This is a genomic window from Rhizobium cauense, from assembly GCF_019511525.1.
Classification (GTDB): domain Bacteria; phylum Pseudomonadota; class Alphaproteobacteria; order Rhizobiales; family Rhizobiaceae; genus Rhizobium; species Rhizobium cauense.
Genome location: NZ_JAEUAT010000005.1, coordinates 463653 through 480060 on the forward strand (window position 1 = coordinate 463653; position 16408 = coordinate 480060).

Annotated in this window: 17 protein-coding genes; 13 read left to right on the forward strand and 4 right to left on the reverse strand. The window is 60.2% G+C overall.

Features of this window, described 5'->3' with window-relative positions; genetic code table 11:
* Positions 1–10: 10 nt before the first annotated feature.
* The 3 genes from grxC to JNB88_RS12915 are packed head-to-tail and all read left to right on the forward strand — an operon-like array spanning position 11 to position 1560.
* A complete protein-coding gene (gene grxC / locus JNB88_RS12905) occupies positions 11–268 on the forward strand; it encodes a glutaredoxin 3 (RefSeq protein WP_037137909.1) in 258 nt (85 codons plus the stop codon).
* A 9-nt stretch (positions 269–277) separates the two neighbouring features.
* Positions 278–1135 carry a carbon-nitrogen hydrolase family protein gene (locus JNB88_RS12910; RefSeq protein ID WP_220355774.1) on the forward strand — a complete coding sequence of 286 codons (858 nt, stop codon included), beginning with the start codon at positions 278–280 and terminating at the stop codon, positions 1133–1135.
* Entirely contained in the window at positions 1132–1560 is a 429-nt protein-coding gene (locus tag JNB88_RS12915) for a DUF1178 family protein (protein ID WP_037137904.1), read from the forward strand. Before JNB88_RS12910 ends, JNB88_RS12915 begins: the two co-directional genes overlap by 4 nt.
* Positions 1561–1587: 27 nt before the next feature.
* Here JNB88_RS12915 and JNB88_RS12920 read toward each other — a convergent pair whose 3' ends face one another.
* A complete protein-coding gene (locus tag JNB88_RS12920) occupies positions 1588–2343 on the reverse strand; it encodes an SDR family NAD(P)-dependent oxidoreductase (protein ID WP_220355775.1) in 756 nt (251 codons plus the stop codon).
* A gap of 344 nt (positions 2344–2687) precedes the next feature.
* Here JNB88_RS12920 and JNB88_RS12925 point away from each other — a divergent pair, with 344 nt between their 5' ends.
* The 6 genes from JNB88_RS12925 (at position 2688) to JNB88_RS12945 (ending at position 6609) form a co-directional block, all read left to right on the forward strand.
* On the forward strand, positions 2688–3269 hold the full coding sequence (locus tag JNB88_RS12925; RefSeq protein ID WP_037137900.1) for a L,D-transpeptidase: 582 nt from the start codon (positions 2688–2690) through the stop codon (positions 3267–3269).
* Positions 3270–3439: 170 nt separating this feature from the next.
* Entirely contained in the window at positions 3440–3571 is a 132-nt protein-coding gene (locus JNB88_RS33555) for an ABC transporter (RefSeq protein WP_081931263.1), read from the forward strand.
* 146 nt (positions 3572–3717) lie between these two features.
* Positions 3718–4296 (forward strand): hypothetical protein, encoded by a 579-nt coding sequence (locus JNB88_RS12930; protein WP_220355776.1) that lies wholly within the window; start codon positions 3718–3720, stop codon positions 4294–4296.
* Positions 4297–4352: 56 nt separating this feature from the next.
* The gene (locus JNB88_RS12935; RefSeq protein ID WP_220355777.1) at positions 4353–4940 is read left to right on the forward strand and encodes a protein-S-isoprenylcysteine O-methyltransferase; all 588 of its coding nucleotides are present in this window, start codon (positions 4353–4355) and stop codon (positions 4938–4940) included.
* 11 nt (positions 4941–4951) lie between these two features.
* The gene (locus JNB88_RS12940) at positions 4952–5737 is read left to right on the forward strand and encodes a hypothetical protein (protein WP_220355778.1); all 786 of its coding nucleotides are present in this window, start codon (positions 4952–4954) and stop codon (positions 5735–5737) included.
* On the forward strand, positions 5734–6609 hold the full coding sequence (locus tag JNB88_RS12945; RefSeq protein WP_220355779.1) for an SDR family NAD(P)-dependent oxidoreductase: 876 nt from the start codon (positions 5734–5736) through the stop codon (positions 6607–6609). Before JNB88_RS12940 ends, JNB88_RS12945 begins: the two co-directional genes overlap by 4 nt.
* Before the next feature lie 27 nt (positions 6610–6636).
* On the opposite strand, the gene ubiG is transcribed toward JNB88_RS12945, so the two are convergent.
* The gene (gene ubiG / locus JNB88_RS12950) at positions 6637–7383 is read right to left on the reverse strand and encodes a bifunctional 2-polyprenyl-6-hydroxyphenol methylase/3-demethylubiquinol 3-O-methyltransferase UbiG (RefSeq protein WP_220355780.1); all 747 of its coding nucleotides are present in this window, start codon (positions 7381–7383) and stop codon (positions 6637–6639) included.
* 191 nt (positions 7384–7574) lie between these two features.
* On the opposite strand from ubiG, the gene JNB88_RS12955 reads away from it, so the two are divergent.
* Positions 7575–8570, forward strand: a complete 996-nt coding sequence (locus tag JNB88_RS12955) for a FecR family protein (RefSeq protein WP_220355781.1) — start codon at positions 7575–7577, stop codon at positions 8568–8570.
* Positions 8571–8592: 22 nt separating this feature from the next.
* On the opposite strand, the gene JNB88_RS12960 is transcribed toward JNB88_RS12955, so the two are convergent.
* Complete coding sequence (locus tag JNB88_RS12960) at positions 8593–10767, reverse strand: CHASE2 domain-containing protein (protein WP_220355782.1); 2175 nt, start codon at positions 10765–10767, stop codon at positions 8593–8595.
* Between the two features lie 188 nt (positions 10768–10955).
* The gene (locus JNB88_RS12965; RefSeq protein ID WP_037137884.1) at positions 10956–12017 is read right to left on the reverse strand and encodes a GGDEF domain-containing protein; all 1062 of its coding nucleotides are present in this window, start codon (positions 12015–12017) and stop codon (positions 10956–10958) included.
* A 466-nt stretch (positions 12018–12483) separates the two neighbouring features.
* Between JNB88_RS12965 and JNB88_RS12970 the strand changes: the two genes are divergently transcribed.
* The 3 genes from JNB88_RS12970 to JNB88_RS12980 form a co-directional block, all read left to right on the forward strand.
* Positions 12484–13758 (forward strand): aspartate kinase, encoded by a 1275-nt coding sequence (locus JNB88_RS12970; RefSeq protein ID WP_220355783.1) that lies wholly within the window; start codon positions 12484–12486, stop codon positions 13756–13758.
* Positions 13759–13848: 90 nt separating this feature from the next.
* Positions 13849–16116 carry a phosphoenolpyruvate--protein phosphotransferase gene (ptsP, locus tag JNB88_RS12975; RefSeq protein WP_220355784.1) on the forward strand — a complete coding sequence of 756 codons (2268 nt, stop codon included), beginning with the start codon at positions 13849–13851 and terminating at the stop codon, positions 16114–16116.
* Positions 16117–16144: 28 nt separating this feature from the next.
* On the forward strand, positions 16145–16408 hold a 264-nt coding region (locus JNB88_RS12980), incomplete at its 3' end, for a PCRF domain-containing protein (RefSeq protein ID WP_220355785.1).

Below are 16408 nucleotides of genomic sequence, written 5' to 3' on the forward strand. Positions count from 1 at the left end.
TGGAGTCCTCATGGCACCCGTCACCATCTACACGCGCCAAGCCTGTGGCTACTGCACCCGCGCCAAGTCGCTGCTGTCCGAAAAGGGCGTCGACTACGTCGAGCACGATGCGACCTTTGCGCCCGAACTCCGGCAGGAGATGATCGGTAAGTCCAATGGCCGTACTACGTTTCCGCAGATTTTCATCGGCGCTCAACATGTCGGCGGATGCGATGACCTCTTTGCCCTGGATCGTGCCGGCGAGCTCGATCCTCTGCTTGCCGCGTAGGGAAAAGCCATGACGTTCACGGCTGCCGCCATCCAGATGTGTTCCGGTGTCGATCCGGAAAGGAACGCTGCCGCGATGGCGCGGCTCGTCCGCGAGGCTGTCAGCCGGGGGGCGACTTACGTACAGACGCCTGAAATGACGGGCATGCTGCAGCGCGACCGGGCCGCAGCCAAGGCGCTGCTGCGCGACGAGACCAGCGATGTCATCGTTCGTACCGGGTCCGAGCTCGCCCGTGAGCTTGGCATCTTCATGCACGTGGGTTCGACAGCGATTGCGCTGGACGACGGCAAGCTTGCCAATCGGGGCTATCTGTTCGCTCCAGACGGCAAGATCCTCAATCGCTACGACAAGATCCACATGTTCGATGTCGATCTCGACAATGGCGAAAGCTGGCGTGAAAGCGCTGCCTATCGTCCGGGATGCGAAGCGCGCGTGTTGTCGCTTCCCTTCGCCGAAATGGGCTTTGCGATCTGCTACGACGTCCGGTTCCCCGCACTGTTTCGCGCCCAGGCTGTCGCCGGCGCGGAAGTTATGACGGTGCCTGCCGCGTTCACCAAGCAGACCGGCGAAGCTCATTGGGAAATTCTGCTGCGGGCGCGGGCGATCGAAAACGGCGTCTTTGTCGTCGCGGCTGCCCAGGCCGGCCTTCACGAAGATGGCCGTGAGACGTTCGGGCATTCGATGATCATCGATCCTTGGGGCAAGGTACTTGCCTCGGCCGGCGCAACGGGTGAAGCCGTCATCGTCGCCGATATCGATCCTTCCGCCGTCAAGGCGGCGCATGACAAGATTCCTAACCTCAAGAACGGTCGTGATTTCTCCATCGAGAAGGTTGCAAGGGCAGTCGCAGGAGGCGTCGCCGCTTGATTCGTTATTCCTTGCGTTGTGAAAATGCCCACGAATTTGAAGGCTGGTTTTCGGAAGGTGCCGATTTCGATCGCCAGGTCGAAACTGGCTTTCTTACCTGTCCCGTCTGTAATTCATCGTCTGTTTCCAAGCTCCTGATGGCGCCCTCGGTTTCGACGGCGCGCAAGAAGGATGAAATGCAGACGCTTGCGATGGACACGATGCGCCGGGAGGCGTTTCACAAGCTGAAAGAGGCTGTCGCGACCATCAAGGCCAATTCCGAGGACGTCGGAACCCGGTTCCCCGAGGAGGCCCGCAAGATCCATTATGGCGAGAGCGACGCTCGCGGGATTATCGGGCAGACGACGCAGGAGGAAGCCGAGGCGCTCCTGGACGAAGGCATCGAGATTGCCGCCCTACCCATACTGCCCGACGATGTGAACTAGGCTGGTACTTCTCGTCCGGAGCGGGGCCTAGTGTGCGGTGTAGGCTCCATCGACCAGATGGTAGCTGCCGGTGATGAAGCTTGCCTGCTCCGATAAGAGGAAGCAGGCGAGTGCCGCCACTTCATCGGGCGTACCGCGCCTGCCCATGGGCTGCAGCGCTTCCATGCGCCGGCTGCTTGCAATGTCCCGATGCTCCGATGAGAGCGGCGTCTCGATCCAGCCAGGGCCGACTGCGTTGATGCGAATCCCAAAGCGCGCATATTCGATCGCGGCGGCCTTCGTCAGCCCGACAACGCCATGCTTGGCTGCCGTGTAGGCACATGCAATCGGCAAAGCGACGGTGCCGAGCACCGAGGACATGTTGACGATCGCACCACCGCCGCCTGCCAGCATCGCTCCGATCTCGTACTTCATACAGTAAAAAACGCCGTTGAGATTGACGTCCATCAGCTTGTGCCAGTTGTCGAGGGGGTAGTCCCTCGTCGCCATGCGCACGCCATCGACGCCCGCGTTGTTGACCGCCAGATGCAGCCCGCCACACGTCTCGAGAACAGTTGCGAGCAAGTTCTCGACTGCCGCGGCGTTGGTGACATCCAGTCCAAAGTGGTGGGATAGACCTCCTTGTGCCTGGATCTCATCCGCCACCTGTTTGGCCGCCTCGGCATTGATGTCCGTGACGACGACCTGGGCTCCCTCTTCAGCCAGCCGTCTGGATACTGCCGCTCCGATACCGGAGCCGGCGCCGGTGACAATCGCTACTTTACCCTCGAACCCAAGATTCATCGTTTTTTCTATCGCTCCCCTGCGACAAAATCACCACAACTGTGGACAGTTGCAATCTCCCAAAACCCCGTGAGCCACCTCAGGCGCCTTCGTGGGTGCACCCCCAAAGCCTACCCTTGCGGCCCTCGCCCCGGCAATGGGTACCTCCATTAGGCGGCATTATGAAGGACTTATACAACGTTAGGGATGCTTCTGCACAGCAAAGGGCCAGCGCAAGTCGGCTAGTGAACGCGGCGGCCTGCCGTTCCCGTCCGCCCCGATTCTCTGTTGGGTTGAGGCTTGGCCTGAAAACGACGGGATGGTAAAGGAGAGAAATAGGGCTCACCAATTCTTAGCAGGTAACGATGGATAACGACCATATTACGCGCCGTGGCCTTGTACTGGGCTGCGTAGCTTTGATGGCATCTGGATGCACCACAGCAAGTTGGCCAGTAGCGTCTCCTTTTTCTTCGAATGGTGTGAGCTACCGCTACCGGAGGCGGGAGGTTGCCTATGCTGGAGGCGAAGCGCCCGGCAGCATTATCGTCAACACCTATGAGCGGTATCTCTACTATGTCGAGGGCGAGGGCCGCGCGACACGATATGGCGTCGCTGTCGGCGAGGAAGGCCTTACCCTGAAAGGAAGCGCGGTCGTCGGTCGAAAGGCGGAGTGGCCATCGTGGACGCCGACCGCGAGCATGATCCAGCGCAAGCCGCACCTGGCGCAGTACGCGGGTGGAGTTCCCGGTGGGGAGAACAATCCGCTCGGAGCAGCTGCGCTCTACCTCTACCGCGGCGGGCAGGATACTTATTTTCGTATCCACGGGACGAACGAACCGTGGCTGATCGGATCGGCGGTGTCCAATGGTTGCATTCGCTTGACCAACGAGGACATCGTTCATCTCTATGCTCGGACCCCCGTGGGGTCCAGCGTTTTGGTCATATGATACTTACATTTTGTTTCGATATTGCCACCGTCTGTTAGCTTTGCGTGCCGCTTGCGCGACGCGAGGGTGGCACTGTGCCCTTTCTGCACTTGGCTTGTCGCTATTTTACCGCTATTAGTAGAATCGTTGCCTTCGATAACCTATTCCATGCTAACGGAGAGGACTACTTGATGAGCAGAATCCTAATTATGTGCCTTGTTGCGTTGTTTTCCGTTTCGAGCCTGACCGCGTGCGGCTCGGTCGGTAAAGGTAAGGGTAAAGCCCCGCCGCCAATCGCAGAGCCGGCACCAATCACAAAGTAACATCTGACTTTGGACAAGGGGGAGGGACGCGTAGCCCCTCCCCCGAATCGTTGTCGGAGCCAAGCGGCCCACGCGCAGGTGCGCAACCCTAGGCTGGCATTTGCGTGAGTGTCTTTGCTCATCGATCTCGGAGATGAAGCGTAGTTATGACGCTTGCAAAACGCCATCTATCCCTCCTGGTTCTCACCGTTCTCGCTCTCACATCCTGCCAATCGGACGATAAGCCACCGCAGCCGAGGTACACCTCGACTTCCAGCGGCGCGCAGGTCAATAAGGCCGCCCAGCGAGAGGGCCAGTACTTCATCGAATTCCGGTCGCGCTATGCGTTGACCTATGGTCATACCTATGCGGTCTTCGGTCGCCTGAACAAAGCCGGCGGGATGGTCAATCCGCAGGTCGCCGGTCTCGCACCTGCATCTGAAGATGCGGCGCCCTACGTTCTCGGGCACTTCATTCCAGTTCCTGCCTCGACTGGCGCGACGGACGGAGACCTCGAGGAAGCCTATCGTTCCGCAAGTTGGCGCATTCTGCTGACTGAAGCCGAGTATAACAAGACCGTCGCTTTCATTCGCCAACTGCAGGCAAAATCGAAGTTGTGGCAGGCCACGGTCGATAACTGCAACAATTTCGTCGGCGAGATCGCACGTTCCATGGGATACAAGGTGCCGAGCATCTGGCTTCGTCCGCAAGAGTTCATTACAAAGCTTCGAGAGATGAATACGTGAATGCGGAGCGAGCCCATCGTTTCCGCACAATCGACGAAGGGCTCCGGTGATCTGAATTGAGCGTTGCTCTCATTGGTAAAATTGTGTGGGTGCTTGGCATTATTGCCTGGTACGCAATCCGCTATCCCTCGGAACGTCGCGCAAGGCGAACGAGGGTCGTGAGCGACCGTCGCTCAGGGGTCGAAGTGGTCGGCCTTTCGGCGGCGCTGCTGGGGCTCGCCTTTGTTCCCGGCTTCTATGTCGCGACGGGAAAGCCTGAGGCTGCCGACTATACTGCCCATGTATGGGCGGTAATCCTCGGCGCAATATTGTTTGGCGCGGCCATGTGGGTCTTCCGCAGAACGCACAAGGCGCTCGGCCGGAACTGGTCGATCACCCTTCAGATTCGCGAGAAGCACGAACTGATTTCCCATGGCCCCTATGCGCTTGTCCGCCATCCCATGTACACGTCGTTTTTGCTCATGGGGCTCGGTCAGGCGTTTCTGCTTGCGAACTGGGTCGTGGGGCTGGCGGGGCTGATCGGCTTCGCAATCCTCTTCTTTTTGCGGGTGGACAAAGAGGAGCGCATGATGCTGGAGATTTTCGGCGCTGAGTACCGCGCCTATATGGACCGGACGAAGCGAATTATCCCCTACATCTACTAGAGGGACGCACGATGCGGGGACGCGCCATCAAGCTTTCGCCTTCACGACGTCTTGTCGGAGACCTCATGCGGTTCTCGATCGGCGTTCCGCGTGTGACGGTGCAGCGGCAGATGAACCTCGGGTCGCTGCAGCAAGCAAGGGCGGCACAGCAGACCAAGACACCGTGGACCGTGTTGTTTCTGAAGGGCTATGCGCTCCTCAGCCAGGATGTGCCTGATCTGCGTCGGGCCTATGTCAAGCTGCCTCGGCCGCAGCTCTATGAATATCCCGTCAGCATCGCCTCTGTTGCCCACGAGCGCGAGCATGAGGGCGAGAAGATCGTGCTGCTCAGTACGATCGAGGGCCCGGAACTCCGTCCTCTCGCGGAAATAGAGGCGTTGTTTCTCGCCGCGAGATCGAAGCCTATTCACGAGCTCAAGGAATTCCGCAGGGTACTGAAATTTGCTCGAGCGCCGGCTCCGATCCGCTGGCTCCTGATGTGGCTCGGACTTAACCTCGGGCGGCAGCGAGGCCGCCGCTTCGGCACATTCCAGTTGTCGGTCTATTCCGGCCTCGGGGCCGAATCCCTGAACCCGCTGACGCCGTTGACCACAATTTTCAACTATGGGCCGATCTCTGAAGATGGGACAGTCACGGTGCGTATTCACTATGACCACCGCGTCATGGATGGTGCCAATGTCGCTCGTGCTCTAATCCGCTTCGAGAGTATTCTGAACGGCGCTATCGCCGATGAAGCCAGAGGTATGGCTTCGAGCGAAGCGATTGCTGACGAGGCGGCGTCGGGGACGGCATCATGATAGACAAGCAGCCTGAACTGCGTCCCGCCGTCGTTGTTGTCGGCGGGTCTCGAGGTATCGGCAGGGCAATCGCCAACGTCGCCGCCGGGGAGGGCGCGATCGTCGTGCTTGTTGCGCGATCCCAGGAAGGGCTGGCTGCCGCCGCAAGTGATGTAAGGGCGGCTGGGGGCGAGGCATTCGTTCTGCCGCTCGACCTGCTCGCGGCCGATGCATCGACAAGGCTTCAGGACTTTCTCGCGGCCAACGGTCTGGCTTGCGAGGTTCTGGTCAACAGCGCCGGCTACGGGTTGCGTGGTGCGGCCACGACACTTCCGATTGCCGACCAGCTCGGCATGGTCGATCTGAACATTCGCGCTCTGACCGACATGACGCTGCATTTCCTGCCTGGAATGGTGGCCCGCGGGCGCGGAGGCGTGCTCAATCTCGGTTCCATTGCCGGCTTCACGCCCGGTCCGAACATGGCGCTGTATTACGCCAGCAAGGCTTTCGTGCGGTCTTTTTCCGAGGCACTGCATCAGGAAGTCGCATCTACCGGCGTAACGGTTACCTGTGTTGCTCCCGGGCCGGTTTCCACGGAATTCCTGGAGAAGTCCGGCGCCGGTCGGGCTGCGCTCTTCAAGATCCTCCCCAAGCTCGGCTCCGACTACGTTGCCGAGCGCGCCTGGCGTGGATTCAAGTCCGGCCGTCGCCTCGTCGTGCCGGGACTTTCGGCCAAGCTCGTGGCCTTCGTGGCCTCATCGCTGCCATCGGCCATCAAGGTGCCCTTGATTGGGCGCCTGCAGCGGCGCAGTGGCGACCTGTGTCCTTGCGGCTCGGGCAAAACGTTCAAGGAATGCTGCGGCTCGCGGCGAGCGCGTCGCGGAGCAGCCTGAGGCGCAGCGAGACGATCTTGCGTTGCCTTATGAGCCGCGCTTGGCCAGCAGCATATAGTTCACATCCATGTCTTTCGACAGGTTCCACTGGTTCGACAGCGGATTGAAGAAGACGCCCGTGCGGTCGATGATCGAAAGGCCGTTTTCCGAAACGGGTTTTTCGATCTCCTCTGGGCGGACGAGCTTTTCATACTGGTGCGTGCCGCGCGGCAGCCAGCGGAGGATATTCTCCGCGGCAAAGATGGCGAGTGCCGCAGCCTTCATCGTCCGGTTGATGGTTGCAACAAACATCAGCCCGCCCGGACGGACCATCCTGGCGCAAGTGGCCAGGAAGAAGTCGACATCGGCGACGTGCTCCACGACCTCCATGTTTAGAACAATGTCAAAGGTTTCGCCGGCGTCCGCGAGTTGCTCGGCCGTCACAGCACGGTAGTCGACCGGCACACCTGACGCCTTAGCATGCGTCGAGGCTATTCCGATATTCTTTTCAGAAGGGTCCGCGCCGACGACGGTGGCACCCATGCGAGCCACCGGTTCCGACAGAAGGCCGCCACCACAGCCGATATCGAGGACGCGAAGGCCTTCCAGGGGGCGCGGGGCGCGGACGTCCCGCCCGAAGTTTTCGGCCGCCTTGTCGCGAATGTAGGCAAGCCGCACCGGGTTGAACTTGTGCAGCGGCTTGAACTTGCCGGTAGGGCTCCACCATTCCGCAGCCATGGCGGAGAAGCGGTCCACCTCTTCCTGATCGATCGTGGTCTTTGCCGCTTCGCTCATGTCTCGGTTCCTCGCAGTCGTTCTGTGTGAAGTCGGACGAAGTGTGCTGGAAGTCAAGAGCCGAGCGACAGTAGGCCGTTGCAAACAACTTCCCGGATACTGCGAGTGGCTGCGCGACCTACACCAAGAAGATGAGGAGACGTTAATATTAATGATGTGCTAATATATTGATTGCTTGTTGGGGGTCGGTCATGTTTCGCTTCTGTGGTGCTGTCGCTGCAGGCCTTGTACTTGTGTTGTTTGGTCTGGTGCCGGCGTTCTCCGCCGAACCGGTGGGACAGGCCACGTTGATCAGGACCGAGGTGACCGGCCAGACCGGCGCCCTGGTTGTTCGATCGCCAGTTCATCGCGATGAGCGCATTCGCACGTCCAGATCGGGCCTCGGGCAATTTATCTTCAAAGACGGCACCAAGCTGGCCGTCGGTGCAGGCTCAACCGTCGTGATCGACAAGTTTGTCTATGACGACTCTGCTTCCGTGAAGCGGCTTTCGATCAAGGCGGCGAAGGGCACGTTCCGCTGGATCAGTGGCAATTCGAAATCCTCGGCCTATTCCATCGTAACTCCTGCAGGAACGATCGGCGTGCGCGGCACGGCTTTCGACTTCTACGTAGGCCCGAACGGTACGACGGCCATCGTGCTTCTGAACGGTTCTGCCAGCTTTTGTGGCCCGGGTGGCTGCAAGCAGCTCCAACGGCAGTGCGATTGCGTGATCGCAACTCGCGGCGGCAGGATGACGGATCCAAGCAGGGTCAACCGCAGCACGTTGACGACGCTGAGCAATTCGCGCGCTCTCCCCTTCCTTTCCGGCGATCAGCAGCTTTCAGGCGCACTTGGGGGGATTCGCACGACGTGCGGGCTGGCATCCCTGCGCCAGGATCGCCAGGAGCGACCCCAGCGCCAAGAGCGTCAGGAGCGGCCAGCACCACAGGCGCCACAGCAGGCACCCCAGCAGCAGGCGCCCCAGCAACAAGCGCCTCAGACTCCGCCCGACAACCCGGATCCGCCCGACAAGCCCGACAAGCCCGACAAGCCCGATAAGCCTCACAAGCCGGATCGTCATCACGACCGGGATCATCACGGCCGAGGCCATCATGATCGGGATCATCGCGGTCATGGAGGGGGAGACGACGATGGTGATCGCGACCGTCGTCATGGTCACCGCGGCCGCGGTGGCGGTAACAACTAAGGGAAAGTCGGCTCCCGTCCGGCTAGCCGGTACGAATGCTGTCGTCATCGCTGCCGGGTATGTCGCGGAAGTGATCGGCCCTGCGGGCGATCCGATCGTAGAATGGCGACAAGGCCGCGGTCAGCGCCTGAGCTTTCAACTTGGCAAGGCTCAGAAGCTTCCGGCTGTCGGTCGAACGGCGACGAAACGCATCGACCAGCTCCTGATGCAACTGCTGCATCTCGGCAAATTCACTCGATCGGCGTACCTGTTCACCGCCGATGACGGCGTAGAGGCGTGCCCGGTTGCTCTTTCCCTTCAGCCCAAGCGCACCGGCGTCGAGAAGAGCGAAATGCGGCAATTCGCTTGCCGTGTTCTCCGAGACTAGAATATCGAAGCCGACCTCCTTGCAGGCGGATTCGATGCGCGCCGCGACGTTTACGGCATCGCCGACGGCGGAGTAGTTGAAGCGCGTCTCGGCTCCCATGTTGCCGACGCATGCTAGGCCGGTATGGATGCCGATGCCGATTCCCACCTGATAATCCTTCCCGAAGCCGAAGGCATCTGTTGCATTGAGCGACGCGAGTGTCTCGCGCATGGCAAGAGCTGCGCGGACTGCCTTGGCAGGGTGGTTGGAGACATCGACCGGGGCATTCCAGAACGCCATGATCGAATCGCCGATAAACTTGTCGAGCGTGCCCTCATTGGCGGTTACGTGACGGCTCAGTGCGTCGAGGAGCGTATTGAGAAACCGGACGACCTCGGCGGGCTGAAGGCGTTCGCTGAGTTCCGTGAAGCCGCGCACGTCGACGAACATCATCGTCAGTTCGCGGTCGTCGCCACCGAGGCGCAGAGCATTCCGGGTGTGCTCGATGCGATAGAGCAGCGAGGGCGAGAGGTACTGTCCGAAGGCGCGGCGAACCTCGCGTCGCTCGCGATTGATGACCAGGATGCGAAACGACGTGGCGGCAAAATGGATGATCGAACCGGCGATGATTGGTGCAAGCGGATCGAGAAGCAGGCCCCAGGTTGAAAAGGCAAACCAGGAGGCGGCAAGCGCGAGTGCGGTAAGGCAAAGACCGCAGGCGAGCGCTACGGCTGGGCTGACGAAGGTCGTCAGGACGACGAGAATCGTGCCGAGCACGGCGATCGCAAGAATCTCCATCCCATCCGCCCAGTCGGGCCGGGACAGGAAGTGGCCGGTCAGGATCTGCTCAACGGTCTGGGCATGCATGGAAACGCCCGGAACGTTCTGGCCGAGCGCCGTGGTACGAATATCCTGCAGCCCAGCAGAAGAGGTGCCGACGAAGATGATGCTGCCTTCGATGAGGGCGGCGATCTCCGGCGCGACGCCCTGCGGAGCAAGGATCTTCGCGGCGGAGATGTAACGCTCGGCAGCATCGGGACTGGTGTAAAGCCAGAGCTCGCCGCTCGCCGTTACCGGCACGACAAATTCACCGACCTTGGCCGATGTCAGCGTGTCGGGAGCATCTGGTGCGGCCGCGAGCAAATAGGTGGAAGCGCCCTGAGCCACGCGCAGCGCCTCGATGGCGAGATTCGGATAGAGCTGCTCGCCGTCGCTTAGAAAGAGCGGAACCTTGCGGACGACAGCGGAGGAATTGCCGGGATTGAGACTGATATGACCAAGACCAGCGGCGTTCATTTGCAATTGCGGGCGCACGGGTGTCGCTGCATCGAGGCGTGGAGGAGCGTTGACCGGGTTTTCGCCAGTGAAGGCGAAGCCTGCCTTGACGGGCGGTCGGTAGTTTCCCTCCGTCGTGAGACCGAAGCCGAGCACAACGGGACGTCCGGCGATCGCCTCCGCGAAAAGTTCGTCATTGTCCGGAAGGCGACTCAACAAAGCCGGATCAACTCCGGCGACATCGCGCATGACGGTGCGGGGGGAGAGACGATCAGGCTCCGCAAACAGTACGTCGAAGGCGATCGCCGCTGCTCCCAGATCGGACAGCCGCTGCACGAGCAGCGCCAGCCGGTCGCGCGGCCAGGGCCACTGGCCGAATTCCTTGAGCGATGCCTCGTCAATGTCGACGACGCGAACCGGCGTCGGTTCGACAAGGCGCGGAGAAATGCGTTGATACTCGTCGAAGGTCAGGTCGCGGATCTGCTGGAGGAGTGGCGGATCGCTGACACGCAGCACGGTAAAGCTCGCGACGATCGCAAGGCCAATGATAACGCCGATTTGCTGCGCACGCGTCATATGCGATCGGAGCCCTTGTGCCGGAGCGCCCTGCGGCACGAAACGGAGGCAATGACGTCTCCGCCCGTGTGTCCAAGCCCGCCTAGGCTGCCTTGTTCCGACGCACTATGCAATGGCAAGGCCGTGATGGGCAGGGCGCAAACGCTCGGAAATAAGGCGTAGACCGCAAACGTCCGCAGATGCGGGGTTTAGCTGCGATAGAGCATCCAGTCCTTACGTGCGCCGACTGAAAAGAACACGACCTTCTCGTTGTCTTCTTCCGTCGCTGTATGAAGGGCCTTTTCGGCGTTTGCCACCAGTTCGGATGCGGTGCTGGCCTGATAGGTCGTGCTGCATCCAAACCGGGCGATGACTTTGGGCATTATTCCCGGCCGGCTATCGAAGGCAGCGTGGCAACCTCGTCGCATCTGATCCGCGATCTTCTGGATTTCGCCCTCGGTGCTCGTTCTGACGATGACGCCGATCTGTGGTCGATCAAGCCACGCAGCGAAATCGGTGGTCTGAACGGTTTGTGACACGATAGCGCCAAGGCGCTCCAAGACGGCTTCCTTAAGCCTCAGCAGTTCGGTGCTTTCAAATGGTGCCAGCACCACCAGATTGCAAAGAAGGAGCGAGATGTCGTCCGGGTAGCGTTCGGCGCCGTAGAGTTCGGCAAGTTTCTTGTGGAATCCGCGCCGGTTGGCGAGCTTGGTGGTGGGATGCGTGAACTTTGTGCGCTCGAACTCCTCCACATCGCTCGAAATGGCTTCGACTGCAGAAATTTGTGTCGCAACACTTTCCAGCAGCTTGACGCTTTTCGACTGCTGAATCTCGCCCATCTGTCGAATGGAGCCAAGGTGGGATTGGATCGTCTTGGTATCCCTCGGGTCGATCGAAGAGATTTTCCCAGTCGCCTGACCCAGCATGTTCGTGAAGGTCGACAGCGAACTCTGGCCCGACTGGAGTGACTCCTTCAGGGTTGTCAATTCATTCTGCAGGCGGCTGGCAGACTCATCATGCACTGACTTGCCGAAATGATGCGGCAAATAGGTGCGAGCCAACGTCTCGATTTCTTGTTCCGTGATTGGCTTGCGGAGGCGGGCGAACTTCTCGCGGAGTTCCGGATTGTTGCCACTGACGACTTCATACATCAGCTCGTAATTTACCGGCGAAGCTTCGATCTCCAGCCGGTTGAGCGTTGCAAAAACCGTATTGTAAATTTCCTTACGAGCTTGCTGCGCAGGTTTTGTGGACAAGTTTGCAACTGCCATATGCAACGCCTTTCGCGGGAAGCGTCACAGGCGTTGCACCTGAGACGAGGTCGGACAGGTATGCGTGAGACCGAGACTTTCGAGAATGCAGGCAAGAGAACATCGCGTCCGCCCCGCTTCATGCGGTTCATCTCATGCTACTGCATCATGTCGGACAACTTAGAGTAAGTCGCGGCTAATTAAGAATCTGTGAAATCGGTGATGGGGATTTGATGCACCGCCAAGGCGCATTGGTCCCAGGCCTGTTCGAAACGACGGTCGATGGTTCCAATCCCTTGCTTTGGCCACCTTGCCACCCCCCCACAAACTCGCTAAGAGACGCGCAACTTGGGCCCTTGGGGGGCAAGGCTTTAGAAGAGTTCCAGAAACTCCCAATTTCCTGGCTCTTCAGCCATGCGGCTCCATTCAGGGCTCGTGACGCCGGGTGGTTTTGACCGCTCTCGGCACTAGGTCGTGGTAGAGGCATATGGCACGCATCGTAATGAAGTTCGGCGGAACCTCCGTCGCTGATCTGGACCGCATCAAGAACGTTGCCCGCCATGTGAAACGTGAAGTCGATGCAGGTCACGAGGTGGCCGTTGTTGTCTCGGCCATGTCCGGCAAGACCAACGAGCTGGTCGGTTGGGTGCAGGGGACGCCGAAGGTGGTTGGTGCCAATTCGCCGTTCTACGATGCGCGTGAATACGATGCCGTTGTTGCGTCAGGCGAGCAGGTGACCTCCGGGCTACTCGCGATCGCGCTGCAGGCAATGGATATCAACGCGCGCTCCTGGCAGGGATGGCAGATCCCCATCCGTACCGACAACGCTCATGGTGCTGCTCGCATTCTCGATATCGATGGCTCCGACATCATCAAGCGCATGGGTGAGGGCCAGGTTGCAGTCATTGCCGGCTTCCAAGGCCTCGGCCCCGACAATCGTATTGCGACGCTCGGCCGCGGTGGCTCGGATACCTCAGCGGTTGCAATCGCCGCTGCGGTCAAGGCCGATCGCTGCGACATCTACACCGATGTCGACGGCGTCTACACGACGGACCCGCGCATCGTGCCGCAGGCGCGTCGCCTGAAGAAGATCGCCTTCGAGGAAATGCTCGAAATGGCCTCGCTCGGCGCGAAGGTTCTGCAGGTTCGCTCCGTCGAGCTTGCCATGGTGCACAAGGTCCGTACCTTCGTGCGCTCCTCTTTCGAAGATCCCGATGCTCCGGGCATGGGTGACTTCTTGAATCCGCCCGGAACGCTGATTTGTGACGAGGATGAAATCGTGGAACAGGAAGTAGTCACCGGCATCGCCTATGCCAAGGATGAGGCTCAGATCTCGCTTCGCCGTCTTGCCGACCGGCCGGGCGTTTCCGCCGCGATCTTCGGACCGCTGGCCGAAAGCCACATCAACGTCGACATGATCGTCCAGAACATCTCCGAAGATGGCTCGAAGACCGACATGACCTTCACGGTTCCGTCGGGCGATGTCGAAAAGGCGATCAAGGTTCTCGGCGAGAACAAGGAAAAGATCGGCTACGACGTCGTTCAGAACGAATCGGGCCTGGTGAAGGTGTCGGTTATCGGTATCGGCATGCGAAGCCACGCCGGCGTTGCCGCCACCGCATTCAAGGCGCTGGCCGACAAGGGCATCAATATCAAGGCGATTACGACGTCGGAGATCAAAATTTCGATCCTGATCGACGGTCCGTATGCGGAACTCGCTGTCAGGACTTTGCATTCCTGCTACGGTCTGGATAAGAACTGATTCTGAACAGGCTTGCCGCGCGTTCAAGTTGAGAAGTCACGCGGCAATTGGCTGTGAGACTTTGATGTTTGTTTTGGAGCTTGAGACGCAATGAGAGACCTTTCCGGCGGTCCGCGCGTGCTGCTCAAGCGGCTACGCGAGTTGATGGCGGAGCCGCTGGAGCCGCAGGAGCGTCTCGATCGGATCGTTCGCCAGATTGCGGGCAACATGGTTGCGGAGGTTTGCTCCGTTTATGTGCTGCGCGCCGACGGGGTCCTCGAGCTCTATGCAACCGAAGGTCTGAAGAAGGAAGCGGTCCACCTGTCCCAACTCAAGATGGGACAGGGTCTGGTCGGTACGATCGCCGCATCGGCGCAGCCGCTCAATCTCTCCGACGCGCAATCGCATCCCGCCTTCCGCTACCTGCCGGAAACCGGCGAAGAGATCTATCATTCCTTCCTCGGCGTCCCGATCCTGCGCACGGGCCGTTCGCTCGGCGTCCTGGTCGTGCAGAACAAGGCAAGCCGCACTTACCGCGAAGAAGAGCTCGAAGCTCTCGAGACGACCGCGATGGTGCTTGCCGAGATGATCGCTACCGGCGAGCTCAAGAAGATCACGAAGCCTGGTCTCGAACTCGACCTGACGCGGTCGGTGACCATCGACGGCGACACCTATAACGAAGGTATCGGTCTCGGCTACGTCGTGCTGCACGAGCCGCGCATTGTCGTCACCAACCTGCTGAACGAGGATTCCGAGAAGGAAATCCGGCGCCTGGGCGAAGCGCTCGGGTCGTTGCGCATTTCGATCGATGACCTTCTGTCGCAGCGCGACGTGTCGATGGAGGGCGAGCACCGCGAGGTTCTTGAAACCTACCGGATGTTTGCTCATGACCAAGGTTGGGTGCGCAAGCTCGAGGAGGCGATCCGCAACGGCCTGACCGCGGAAGCCGCAGTCGAGAAGGTGCAGAGCGACACCAAGGCGCGCATGATCCGCATGACCGATCCCTATTTGCGGGAGCGGATGCACGATTTCGAAGATCTGGCGAACCGCCTGCTGCGGCAGCTGACCGGCTACACCGGCCGCACAGCGGGGGATGGTTTCCCAAGCGACGCCATCATCCTGGCGCGTGCGATGGGTGCGGCCGAGCTGTTGGACTATCCTCGTGCCAATGTGCGCGGGCTCGTGCTGGAAGAAGGCGCGGTGACGAGCCATGTTGTGATTGTCGCGCGTGCGATGGGCATTCCCGTGATCGGCCAGGCTGCCGGCGTGGTGGCGCTTGCCGAAAACGGCGATGCCGTGATCATCGATGGGGATGGCGGGCATGTGCATCTTCGCCCGATGCCCGAACACCAGCGCTCCTATGAGGAAAAGGTACGGTTCCGGGCCCGGAGGCAGGAACAGTTCCGGGCGCTGCGCTCCGTAGAGCCGCGCACCAAGGACGGGCAGCGCGTATCGCTGATGATGAATGCCGGGCTGCTGGTCGATCTGCCGCAGCTGTCGGAATCGGGCGCCGAAGGGATCGGCCTGTTCCGCACCGAGTTGCAGTTCATGATCGCCTCCACGATGCCGAAGGCCGAAGAGCAGGAGCTGTTCTATCGCAACGTGCTGAAGCAAGCGGCCGGACGGGTCGTGACTTTCCGTACACTCGATATTGGTGGCGACAAGGTCGTTCCCTATTTCCGTGGCCATGAGGAAGAAAACCCGGCGCTCGGCTGGCGAGCGATCCGGCTGTCGCTCGACCGCCCGGGCCTGCTGCGCACGCAGTTGCGTGCCATGCTGAAGGCCGCGGCCGGTCTCGAGCTGAAACTGATGGTGCCGATGGTCACTGAGGTTTCCGAAATCACTGCGGTGCGTGAGCTGCTGCAGAAGGAGGTTCAGCACCTCTCTCGTTTTGGCCACGGTTTGCCGCGCAAGCTGCAGTTCGGCGCGATGCTTGAGGTGCCGGCATTGCTGTGGCAGCTCGACGAGCTGATGTCGGCGGTAGATTTCGTTTCGGTCGGTTCGAACGACCTCTTCCAGTTTTCGATGGCGGTCGATCGCGGCAATGCGCGGGTTTCCGACCGTTTCGATCCGCTTGGCAAGCCCTTCCTCAGGATCCTGCGCGACATCGTGCGGGCGGGTGAGCGCAACAATACGCCGGTGACGCTGTGCGGCGAGCTTGCCGGCAAGCCGATCTCGGCGATGGCCCTGCTCGGTATCGGCTTCCGCTCGGTATCGATGTCGCCGGCGTCGATCGGCCCGGTCAAGGCGATGTTGCTCGGTCTTGACGCCGAGGCTCTGGCAAAGGCGATGAACGAGGCGCTTGACGATACCAAGTCGGCGACTTCAATGCGCGATGTGCTTGCCCACTTCGCCGAAGCTCACAATATTCCTCTTTAGTTAAAGACAAGCAGAATCGGAGTGAAGGGTGGCGAAGCTTCCCGTTGAAAAGATGCGCGAGCTGGAACGCCGTTTTGGCGAGATCGAAGCGCGCATGTCGGCCGGCCCGTCGGCCGATGTCTACGTCAAGCTTGCCTCCGAATATTCCGAGTTGCAGCCGGTCGTTACAAAGATCCGCGCTTACGAGAAGGCAATTGCCGAGCTCGCGGACCTCGAAATCCTGTTGAACGACAAATCGGTCGACCGCGAGATGCGTGATTTGGCTGAACTGGAGCTGCCTGATGTGAAGGAG